Origin of the sequence: Megasphaera sp. An286 (assembly GCF_002163455.1) — a bacterium.
GTDB classification, from domain to species: domain Bacteria; phylum Bacillota; class Negativicutes; order Veillonellales; family Megasphaeraceae; genus Megasphaera; species Megasphaera stantonii.
In genome coordinates, this window is sequence record NZ_NFIY01000012.1 from 20450 (window position 1) to 31418 (window position 10969).

A 10969-nucleotide genomic window follows, 5' to 3' on the forward strand; every position below is an offset into this window, starting at 1 on the left:
CCACGACCTAATCAGGCAGCGACACGAGATTGCCGAACAAGCTCGCCTCTTCGCGGATTTTCCCTTCGCCGCCCATGACGCAGAGATTGCCGTCCGCCATGACCGAGCGAATCAGGGGAGCCAGGGCCCGGATATCGGCGGCCGTCGTCGCCAGCAGCTGGTCCCGGCGTTTCTGAGCTACGTCCGGCGTCGTCCCCGTAAAGTAGCGGTTCATGGCTTTATCGCCGCGCAGGGACGGCGTAAGGGGCACGTCGATGCGGCTCAGCGTGCCGATGACGTATTTCGTCATTTCCCGTTCAGACACGTCGAAGGTTTCCAAATAATCGGCCAGCTCGTCGTAAGCCTGAACTGTGCTGCCCAAATTCGGGTCCCGATAGGAGCAGAATACCATGTCGCCGTTGTCGTAGAATCGGGTAAAGGCGCCGTACGCGCCGCCCTGCACCCGTATCTTCGTCCACAAATACCCGTACTGCAGAATCGTGTCCAGCACCATGAGCGAGCCGGCGTAGGTGTACCCGTGGTCGCGGAAGTTGCCGCCCTTGGCGACGTACTGCACCGTGCCGCTGGTCATGATGCCTTCGTTCTTTTGTTCCATGACGAAATCGCACAGTTCCGTCCGGCGTTCCCCCTTGGGCATGGCATCAAGCCATTGAGGCAATGCGGCTGCGGCGGCTTTCTTTTCGTCGTCGCTGCCGGTAATTTCGATCGTCAGGCCGGCGCGGACGAAGATCTTCTTCATGACGGCCTGCAGTTTAGCGGCTACTTCGCCACAGGTTTCGCTGATGTTAGCCGCTACCTGGCTGATAAACTGGTAATAAGAAAATTCTCCGGCATTGCAGAACGCTTCGACCGGCGACGTATAGGACAAGACACGATGCATGACGATGATATGGCCGCGGCGGAAGGCGTCCATATCCCAGCCGGCCTTCGTTTCTTCAATCAGCTCGATCAGCCGTTCCTCGTTCGTAAAGACCGTATCGAGGGAAATTTCCTTCAGCAGGCCGACGAGTTTGTCGATATGCTGGCTCAGGACTTTCGCCTTGAACTTGAATACGGGAACGTAATTCTTGTTGTTTTCCCGATCCGAAAAGGCCGAAACGGTGCTGTCGATACCGCCCGTATGCAAGTCTATCAAAGATGCCAATTCGCCGTAGCCGTGAGCTTTCGTATCCAAGTCGCCTAAGATATCGCTCAGCAAGTACACGTAGGGCAGCTCTTCCGCCGTAATGCCATGAAGGTCAAAATAGGCGTTGACATAGGTAATGCCGTTCGTCACGTCGGGGACGTGGCAGAGATGGACGGAGCCCATCGTTTCTTCATGCATGACGATCTGCTCTGCCTTATGCTCCAAGTCGTCCCGCGAAAGAGTCGGAATGGACAGCAGCGCTTCCGGCGAATCCGGCGTCGCCTGCCGTTTTTTCAAGGCTTCCGTCGCCGCCATGATGCCGGCAATGTCGTCTTCCGTCAGCGTCGCCTTATAGGCCGCCAGCTTTTCCGCCAGCTCGGCGTCGTGCCGTTCCGTTAAGCCCGGTTCCGGCACGAGGGAAATGAGGGCGTAATATGTATTATCTAAGACGTATTTCTGCAAAATACGTTCATAATAGCCCGTTTCTATGCCGTCGCGCAGAACCTTCAGGGCCCCTTCATAGGCCAGCGGCGCTAACGGATCGCCGTCATAGAGCCACGAATCCATGCAGCGGATGCCGTAAATCAGTCCCTTGGGACGGCCGGCAAAATCGGCTTCGCGGAGTGTAAATTCGATGCGGTTCAGCGCGCCCTCCAGCAGCGTCTTGTCGATGCCTTCCTTCACCATATCGCCCAGTACGCGGCGGACGACAGGCAGTATCTTATTCTGCTTGTCCGGGTCGGAGCCGTTGACGGAAATCCCCCACAAGGGCTGAAGCAATCCGTCCTGGAAGTCGCCGGAAATATCCTTGCCTACACCGGCGTCGACGAGGGCTTTTTTCAACGGCGCAGCCGGCGACAACAGCAGGACGTACGTCAGGACCTTGAAGGCCAGGCCCAGCGTCGGGTCCAACGCGTCGTCGACGACGTAGGTCAGGCTGTGCAGCGTCTTGTGCTCCGTTTTTTCTTCCTTGGCAATGCCGTACGGATAGGTCTTGACAACGGACGGCACCGGGGCCTGACGGCCGATAGCCGAGTCGATCTGCTCCTTCGTAAACTTGCTCAGGTATTCGCCGTCTATGAAGGCCAGCGTTGCGTCGATATCCATGTCGCCGTACAGGAAGATATAGCTGTTCGACGGATGGTAATACTTGGCATGGAAGGCTGCGAAGGCCTCCTGCGTCAAGTTGGGAATATCATCGGGGTCGCCGCCCGATTCGACGCCGTACGTCGTATCCGGGAACAAGTTCTCCATGACCCGCCGTTCGAGCTGCGAGTCGGGAGACGAGAACACGCCTTTCATTTCATTATATACGACGCCGCAGTACGTCAAAGGCGCGTCGGGCGATTCCAGCTCGTAATGCCAGCCTTCCTGCATGAGAACCTGTTCGTCCGTCAGCATATTCGGGAAAAAGACGGCGTCCAGATACACATCCATCAGATTTTTGAAATCGACGGCATTCCGGCTGGCTACGGGATACATCGTCTTGTCGGGAAAGGTCATGGCGTTCAGGAACGTATTCAGCGAGCCCTTGACTAATTCGACAAAGGGTTCCTTCAGCGGAAATTTCCGCGAGCCGCACAAGACGGAGTGCTCGCAGATATGGGGCACGCCGGTGCTGTCCGACGGCGTCGTGCGGAAGGAAATGGAAAATACCTTGTTATCATCTTCATTTTGAATATATAACACCCGCGCTCCCGACTGAAGATGCTCCATTTCATAGGCCTGGCTTTCCAGCTCCTTGACGAAGACCGATCGGGTTACGCGAAATCCATGCAGCCCAGTCCCTGTTTCTAATTTCATCAACATTCCTCTTTTCTCTGTTATGATTGCAACACTATATTATTGTAAAATAAGGGCTTCTAACTCCGCTACGGAAGAAACGAAGAAATCCGGCGGAAACTGCCGCCGTTCCTCCTCGTTGCCGTAGCCGTAGCCGACGACGATGACCGGCAGGCCCGTTTCGCGGGCTCCGCAGACGTCGTACTGCCTGTCGCCGACCATGACGGCCCGTTTCGCCTCGTCCGGGCCGATATGCTGCAAAATGCGGCGAATAATATCAGCCTTCGTGTCCGTGCCGCCTACGGCCGGGCCGGCAATCATTTCGACGTACGGCGCGATGCCGAATTTTTCACAGATAGCCTTGGCGTGAACCTCCGGTTTGGACGTGGCAACGAAGGAGCGTACGCCCCGTTCCTGCAGGCGCTGCAGCATGGGGACGACGCCGTCGAAGGCCCGGTTTTCAAACTTGCCTATCGTGCTGTAGCGCTGCTGGAAATGAGCGTACGTTTCCCGCGCCTTTTCCTCGGAAAATCCAAAGGTATCGCGAAACGTCGTGACCAGGGGCGGCCCGACGATAATATGCTGATCCAGCCGGCCTTCCGTCGTTTCGCCCATCTGTATGAGGGCATATTCAACGGACTTGATGATTCCTTCCTTCGAATCAGTCAGCGTGCCGTCTAAATCAAATAAAACGGATGTATACATACAAAACCTCCTAATAGTTTCCAATCAGACCATATATACTATATCATGTTTGCCATTGCCGTGCTAGAGGGCGGCCCGCCTGCAGTTGCTTCGCGCCGGAAAATGAAGTACTATACTATATATACAGTTTAAACTTATAAGGAGGCGATACGCCGTGACAGAAGAAGAAAAAATTTTCGCCGGATATATCTTCAACAACCGCTCGCCGGAACTGGTGGCGATGAAGCACAAGGCCCACAGCGCCTGCCTGCGCTTCAACCAGATGGATGAATACGACCTGCAGCGCCTGCCTATCGTCAGGGAGTTTATCGGAGCCATTGGAAAGGTGTATTACTTCCAGGGACCCATTCAATTTAACTACGGCTGCCATACCTTCATCGGCGAAAATTTCTTCGCCAACTTCAACCTCACCGTCATGGACGACGCCCGCATCTATATCGGCGACAACGTCTGCTTCGGCCCCAACGTATCGCTTATGGCGACGAATCATCCCCTCCTGCCGCAGGAACGGCTCGGCCTCGACGACGAAGGGCGCATGACCATGGCCGAGTACGCCGAAGACATCCATATCGGTCATAACGTCTGGCTGGCCTGCAACGTCACCGTCCTAGGCGGCGTGCGCATCGGCGACAACGTCGTCATCGGCGCCGGCAGCGTCGTCACCAAGGACATTCCCGACGGCTATCTGGCCTACGGCAACCCCTGCCGCCCCGTACGCAGGATCACGGAACAGGACAGCCAACTACGCCGCATGCTGTCGGAAGACCGGGAATATTTCAAACATAATTTTAAACTGTAATACCCTCATCCATACATAGGAGGTACGACGATGAAACTCATGATTGCTTCAGACATACACGGCTCCGCATACTGCTGCCGCAGATTGCTGGATGCCTTCCGCCGCGAGGAGGCGCAGAAATTAGTCCTGTTAGGCGATATGTTATATCACGGCCCGCGCAACGACTTGCCGGAAGAATACTGTCCCAAAGACGTAGCAGCCATGCTGAACGCCGAAAAGGACCGCATCCTCTGCGTACAGGGAAACTGCGACGCAGCCGTTGATCAAATGGTGCTGGAATTTCCCATCATGGCCAGCTATGCCCTCCTCTATTTAGGAAAGCGGACGGTCTTCGCAACGCACGGCGACGTCTTCAACACGACAACCCCGCCTCCCCTCGGCGCCGGCGACATCCTGCTTCACGGCCACACGCACGTGCCGGCCTGGGAGGCCTTCGGCAGCGGCAACCTATACCTGAATCCCGGCTCGATTTCCCTGCCCAAGGAAAACACGCCTGCTGGATATATGATCATGACGGCCGACGAATGCCAATGGAAAACCATGGACGGAAGCGTGTACCATACCCTGACGTTGTAAAATCGTCCAGCAGCATCTAACCAGCAAAAAACGGATTCATCAAGACCAGGCCCGCAGGCCTATCCTGATGAATCCGTTCTTTTTATGTCTTATACTTGCCGGCACCTGTTACCAATCGTTGCAGTGACGGTTGTGGCGATGGCGGCGGTCACAGTCGCGGTCATTATCGATATCCCGTTCCAAAATTCTGCCCGTTTCGGCGTCAATCGTAAGATCACCGTCCCAGACTTTATCACTCTGGAAATCAATTTCGTAGACCTTGCGGCCATTGTCATAGTCCCGTTCTACGCGATGGATCACCGCGCCGGGATATTCGTTTTTAACAATCTGTTCCGCATCCTGCATGCTGATAGCGAAGGCCGGTACGATGCCCATGCACGTCACAGCTGCGACAGCCAGCAAGGCGCTCAATTTCTTTTTCATCGTCATTTCCTCCTACAGACTATATCTTAGTATTTTTCTTTCCGTTCTAAAATCTTGCCCGTATCGGCGTCAATGGTCAATTCGCCGTCCCAGATGCTGTCGGTTCTGAAATCTACTTCATATACTCTGCGGCCGTCGTCGTAATCACGGTCTACTCTATGAATCGTAGCGCCCGGATATTCTTTCAATACGATGTTTTCTGCATCCTGCGCGCTCATGCTGGCAAACGCCGTCGAAAATCCCATTGCACTTACAGCTAATACCGCTAAGATAGTTCCCATTTTCTTTTTCATACTCTAATACCTCCTAGTGTTTTTAGTTGCAGTAGTTTTTACACTTAAATTATTACATACTTCCGCCCCATTGTCAATATTTTTAATAATCATTATTTGTTAAAAATTTATTTAGAAGCAGTTTAGAGTTGTTTAGAAATCCTTTAGCATTGATAAAAAGCAGCCTCCCGACTGATTGCCGGAAGGCTGCTTCTATAACGATGCGGTTACTGCTGTGCTTTGCGCATCGCTTTCTTTCTGTCGTGTTTATCCAAAATGGCTTTGCGGATACGGATGCTCTTCGGCGTAACTTCGACGAGTTCGTCGTCGTTGATCCATTCGAGCGATTTTTCCAAGCCCATGACGCGGGGCGGAACGAGGCGAAGCGCTTCGTCCGACGCAGAGGAACGCGTATTGGTAAGGTGTTTTTTCTTGCAGGGGTTTACGTCGATGTCGACGTCGCGGTTGCTTTCGCCTACGACCTGGCCGAGGTAAATTTCCTGAGCCGGCGAGATGAACATGTCACCGCGGTCCTGCAGGTTGAAAATGCCGTAGCCCGTCGTCGTGCCCGATTCAAAGGCGACTAAGCTGCCGCGCGTACGGCCGGGGATTTCGCCCTTCCAGGGAGCATAGCCGTGGAAGACGTGGTACATAATGCCGTTGCCCTTCGTGGCCGTGAGGAATTCGCTGCGGAAGCCGATGAGTCCGCGGGCCGGAATGATGAATTCCAGGCGCGTGTAGCCGGCAATGTCGACCATGTTGACCATTTCCGCTTTGCGGGTGCCGAGCTTTTCCATGACGGAGCCCATGAATTCCTGCGGCACGTCGATGGTCAATGCTTCCAGCGGTTCGCATTTCTGGCCGTTAATTTCCTTCGTAATGACGCTGGGCTTGCCGATCTGCATTTCATAGCCTTCGCGGCGCATTTCTTCGATGAGGACGGCAATGTGCAGTTCGCCGCGGCCCGATACCTTAAAGGCGTCGGCGCTGTCCGTTTCTTCGACGCGGAGGGATACGTTGGTCTGCACTTCGCGGAACAGGCGGTCGCGAAGATGGCGGCTCGTGACGAATTCGCCTTCCTGGCCGGCGAAGGGGCTGTCGTTGACGTAGAAAATCATCGACAAAGTCGGTTCGTCGATGTTGATTTTCGGCAAGGCTTCCGGATTCTGCGGGTCGGCTACGGTTTCGCCGATTTTCAGGTCAGGAATGCCGATGATGCAGGCGATTTCGCCCATAGCGGCTTCTTCCGTTTCCGTCCGCTTCAATCCTTCGTACGTGTATACGCGGCCGACTTTAGCGCGGCGCTGGCCTTCGCCGTCGGTAATAACGACGTTCTGGTTCGGGCGGAGGCGGCCGCGGACGATACGGCCGATGGCGATTTTACCGACGTAGTCGTCGTAATCCAGGGTCGTAACCATGAACTGCAGCGGGCCGTCGATATCGCCTTTGGGGCAAGGGCAGTATTTAATAATGGTTTTAAACAGCGGTTCCAAATCGGTGCTGTCGTCGTCCATGGAATACTTGGCGATGCCGTCGCGGCCGTTTGCGTAAATAACCGGGAAATCGAGCTGTTCGTCGTTAGCTTCCAATTCCATGAACAGTTCCAGTACTTCGTCTTCGACTTCCGAAACGCGGGCTTCGGGCTTGTCGATTTTATTGATAACTACGATAGGCTTCAAATTCTGTTCCAGGGCCTTGCGCAGTACGTATTTCGTCTGCGGCATAGGGCCTTCGAAGGCGTCGACGAGCAGCAGTACGCCGTCGACCATATTCAGAACACGTTCTACTTCGCCGCCGAAATCGGCATGGCCCGGCGTGTCGACGATATTGATCTTGACGCCTTCATGCATGACGGACGTGTTTTTGGACAGGATCGTAATGCCTCGTTCCCGTTCGATATCGCCGGAGTCCATGACTCGTTCGGCAACCTTTTCATTGGTGCGGAAAACGTGGCTCTGCTTAAGCATTGCGTCGACCAATGTCGTTTTGCCATGGTCAACGTGGGCAATAATTGCAATATTGCGAATATCTTGACGTTCCATCTAATGTCCTCTCTCCTATGTCAAATAATGATAAGTATAGTTAGTTCGTAACTCATAGAGTATAGCACAAAAAGCCCCGCTTGACTACACGTCGCAGGGCTTTTTACAGAAAAATACGATGAAATTTACCTAGTCTTCGCCGATGATCCGCACTTCCGGCTCTAAATGGACGCCGTGGGCCAGTTCGACGCGGCGCTGCACTTCGCGAATGACCTGCAGGACGTCGCGGGCCGAGGCATGGCCCCGATTGACGACGAAGCCGGCGTGCTTCGTCGATACCTGCGCGTCGCCGCATGACAGGCCCTTCAGGCCGGTCTGGTCGATGAGAGTGCCGGCAAAATATCCCGGAGGACGCTTAAAAGTGCTGCCGGCGCTGTGCATTTCCAGCGGCTGCTTGCTGCGCCGCCGCTGCATGAGGTCGTCCATGGTGCGCTGGATTTCGTCCTTATCGCCGGGCCGCAGGAGCAGTTCCACTTCGACGACGAATTCCTGGGATTTCTGAAACCGGCTCTGGCGATAGCCAAAGCCCAGATTCGGCGCGCTGTACGTATGGACGCCGCCGGTGCTGCTGACCGTACGGACACGGGACACGACATGGCTCATTTCGCCGCCGTAGGCGCCGGCGTTCATGAAGACGGCGCCGCCCAGCGTGCCGGGTATGCCGCAGGCAAATTCTATGCCCGTCAATCCCTGTTCCTGCGCAAATTGGCAAATATCCTTCAGCATGTAGCCCGCGCTGACCAGCATCTTGCCGTCATGGCAGGACAAGACCTTCTTCAGGCGGTTCAGCTGGATGACGACGCCGCGGATGCCGCCGTCCCGGACGAGGACGTTCGATCCGCCGCCCAAGACCGTCACGGGCAGTTCCAGGGAACGGGCGATGCGGATGGCCACGGACATTTCCTTTACCGACGCCGGCAGGACCAGAATATCAGCCGGGCCTCCGACGGCAAAGGTCGTATGCTCGCTCATGGGCGCGTCGAGAATGATGTTGTCCATCGGCGTATACTTGCTCATCTGCGCCGCAAAACTTGTCAATGCGTACTTATTTATCAAGAATGCTCATTCCTTCTGCCATTGCGTTCTGAATTACCTGATACACTTCTCCAGCCATCGCCTGCCAGCGGTTGTATTTCTGCAGGTAAGCCATAGCCGTTTCGTTCTTTTTAAGCTGTTCCGCCATGCGGTTCAGCTGTTCGATTTTCTTGCGGATCGGCTTATTGCCCATGGATTCGGCATAAGCCAGCTGGGCCTGCATGATGAGGAAATCCTGCACCAAATGGGCCGTCTTTTCGTCTTCGGCCAGCACCTTGCCCGCCTCTACCAGTTCTACGTATTCCTTGCAATTTTGAATCGCTTTTGCCAACTCATTGGCTTTATCGTATAATTCCACTATTGTTTCCCGCCTTTTCCTTAGGTTAAATGATCGATGCCGACGCCGCCCTTGGCCATGCCGGGAAATCCGAGCTGGCGCAGCGCTTCATACGAAACGATGGCGACCGTATTCGACAGGTTCAGACTCCGCGCTTCTTCGGCCATGGGCACGCGGAAGCAGCTGTCCGGATACTGCTTAAGCAATTCTTCCGGCAAGCCCTTCGTTTCCTTGCCGAAGACGAGCATGTCGTCTTCTTGAAACTGAATATCGGCATAACACTGGTTTGCCTTTGTCGTCAAATAAAAAAAGCGGTGGCCCTTGTATTTTTCCAGCACTTCATCGAAGTTTTCATGAACCTGTACGTCTACGAGATGCCAATAATCAAGGCCGGCGCGCTTTAAATGCTTGTCGTCGATAGAAAACCCCAATGGTTTCACCAAATGCAGCGTCATCTTATTCGCCGCGCATAACCGGGCTACGTTGCCCGTATTGCCGGGAATTTCCGGCTCTACCATTACAATATGCATAGTATCAATCACTCTCCAACGAATATTGTACAAGATTTCCCGTAGGAGCACAAGAGGAAAGGCCGGCCATGTATTCATTGATTTTTTTTATCATGCATGGTATAATATAAATAATAATTATTCTTTAATTATTATTTTCAAAAATCAAAAGAGAGGTGTTTTCACATGGATACATTTGATAACATTGCCCAGTACCCCATCTACTTTGCCCCCGGCTGTCGCCTCATGCAGCTGGAACCTGCCATGGTTTCGGAAGTGTACGATTACCTGCGGAAATTATTCGGCAACATCCGCCTGTACACGCGCTGCTGCGCCTTTGACGACGCCAAACAGCACGATGAAGAAGCCGTTTTCATCACCTTGTGCGACTCGTGCTTCAAAATCTACGGCGAAACGTACGCCAACCTCCACATGCGCGATTTCTGGAGCGTATACGACGAATACAAGACCATCTATCCCTTAGGCGACAACGAAGCCAAACTCCGCGACGCCTTGGACTCAACCATGTGCGCTCCCGCTCCGATTAAAGCGATGCGCCCCTTCTTCGACGAATGGAAGACCTGGAGCACCAGCCACCGGGAACCGGAAAAATAAGGAGGCTCCTCCCATGAAATTCACGTACTACGGTCATGCAGCCTTTTCGCTGTCTGACGAAACGACTACGATTCTCTTCGACCCGTTTATTACGGACAATCCGTGGACAAGCGTCTGTCCCACCGACATTGACTGTCAGTACGTCGTCTTGACCCACGCCCACGGCGACCACTACGGCGACGTCGAAGCCATCGCCAAGAAAAACGACGCCTTAGTCGTCAGCACGGCTGAAGTAGCGGGCAAAGCGGCCGCTGCAGGCTGCCGGGCTCACGCGATGCACGTCGGCGGCAGTGCCTCTTTTCCCTTCGGCACGATTCGCCTGACGCCGGCCTTTCATGGATCGGGCGTCGAAGGCGGCATGGCCTGCGGCGTCATCGTCGAATTCGGCGGCAAGCGCGTCTACTTCGCCGGCGATACGGGTCTGTTTTCAGACATGAAAATCCTCGACCGCTTCGGCAAGATCGACTGCGCCATTCTCCCCATCGGCAACAACTTTACCATGGGCATAGACGACGCGGCCTTGGCGGCCTTGTGGATTCAGCCGAAGTTCGTCATCCCCGTCCACTACAAGACGTGGCCGATCATCGACGCCGACCCGCAGGAATATAAGCAGCTTACGGAAAGCAAGTACAATATTCCCGTCCAGGTCGTCGAACCGGGAACGACATACGAATTCTAAACAACTGCATAAACAAGAAACGGCCCTGTCGTGAAAGTATCTCCTTTCATGGCAGGGCCGTATTTCATA

The 10969-nt window shown here is 54.3% G+C and carries 12 protein-coding genes; 4 read left to right on the top strand and 8 right to left on the bottom strand.

Annotation, left to right across the window (positions count from 1 at the left end; genetic code table 11):
- Positions 1-7 precede the first annotated feature (7 nt).
- On the bottom strand, positions 8-2929 hold the full coding sequence (locus tag B5F80_RS06815; RefSeq protein WP_087478073.1) for an insulinase family protein: 2922 nt from the start codon (positions 2927-2929) through the stop codon (positions 8-10).
- Positions 2930-2968: 39 nt separating this feature from the next.
- Positions 2969-3613, bottom strand: a complete 645-nt coding sequence (locus B5F80_RS06820; protein ID WP_087478074.1) for an HAD hydrolase-like protein — start codon at positions 3611-3613, stop codon at positions 2969-2971.
- A gap of 154 nt (positions 3614-3767) precedes the next feature.
- Here B5F80_RS06820 and B5F80_RS06825 point away from each other — a divergent pair, with 154 nt between their 5' ends.
- Both B5F80_RS06825 and yfcE read left to right on the top strand, forming a co-directional pair.
- Positions 3768-4412 carry a sugar O-acetyltransferase gene (locus tag B5F80_RS06825; protein ID WP_087478075.1) on the top strand — a complete coding sequence of 215 codons (645 nt, stop codon included), beginning with the start codon at positions 3768-3770 and terminating at the stop codon, positions 4410-4412.
- A 30-nt stretch (positions 4413-4442) separates the two neighbouring features.
- Positions 4443-4988, top strand: coding sequence for a phosphodiesterase (gene yfcE, locus B5F80_RS06830; RefSeq protein WP_087478076.1), 546 nt, complete (start codon positions 4443-4445; stop codon positions 4986-4988).
- A 108-nt stretch (positions 4989-5096) separates the two neighbouring features.
- Here the strand turns inward: yfcE and B5F80_RS06835 are convergent, their stop codons facing one another.
- The 6 genes from B5F80_RS06835 to trmL form a co-directional block, all read right to left on the bottom strand.
- Entirely contained in the window at positions 5097-5411 is a 315-nt protein-coding gene (locus B5F80_RS06835; RefSeq protein WP_158099963.1) for a PepSY domain-containing protein, read from the bottom strand.
- A 26-nt stretch (positions 5412-5437) separates the two neighbouring features.
- Entirely contained in the window at positions 5438-5704 is a 267-nt protein-coding gene (locus tag B5F80_RS06840; RefSeq protein WP_087478078.1) for a PepSY domain-containing protein, read from the bottom strand.
- 206 nt (positions 5705-5910) lie between these two features.
- Complete coding sequence (gene typA / locus B5F80_RS06845; RefSeq protein ID WP_087478079.1) at positions 5911-7725, bottom strand: translational GTPase TypA; 1815 nt, start codon at positions 7723-7725, stop codon at positions 5911-5913.
- A gap of 129 nt (positions 7726-7854) precedes the next feature.
- Positions 7855-8742 carry a UDP-N-acetylmuramate dehydrogenase gene (gene murB, locus B5F80_RS06850; protein WP_198643466.1) on the bottom strand — a complete coding sequence of 296 codons (888 nt, stop codon included), beginning with the start codon at positions 8740-8742 and terminating at the stop codon, positions 7855-7857.
- Between the two features lie 28 nt (positions 8743-8770).
- Entirely contained in the window at positions 8771-9118 is a 348-nt protein-coding gene (locus tag B5F80_RS06855) for a YlbF family regulator (RefSeq protein ID WP_087478081.1), read from the bottom strand.
- A 20-nt stretch (positions 9119-9138) separates the two neighbouring features.
- The gene (gene trmL, locus B5F80_RS06860; protein ID WP_087478082.1) at positions 9139-9627 is read right to left on the bottom strand and encodes a tRNA (uridine(34)/cytosine(34)/5-carboxymethylaminomethyluridine(34)-2'-O)-methyltransferase TrmL; all 489 of its coding nucleotides are present in this window, start codon (positions 9625-9627) and stop codon (positions 9139-9141) included.
- Positions 9628-9792: 165 nt separating this feature from the next.
- Between trmL and B5F80_RS06865 the strand changes: the two genes are divergently transcribed.
- Complete coding sequence (locus tag B5F80_RS06865; RefSeq protein WP_087478083.1) at positions 9793-10221, top strand: hypothetical protein; 429 nt, start codon at positions 9793-9795, stop codon at positions 10219-10221.
- A 13-nt stretch (positions 10222-10234) separates the two neighbouring features.
- Complete coding sequence (locus B5F80_RS06870; RefSeq protein WP_087478084.1) at positions 10235-10900, top strand: metal-dependent hydrolase; 666 nt, start codon at positions 10235-10237, stop codon at positions 10898-10900.
- The last annotated feature ends 69 nt before the right edge of the window (positions 10901-10969 follow it).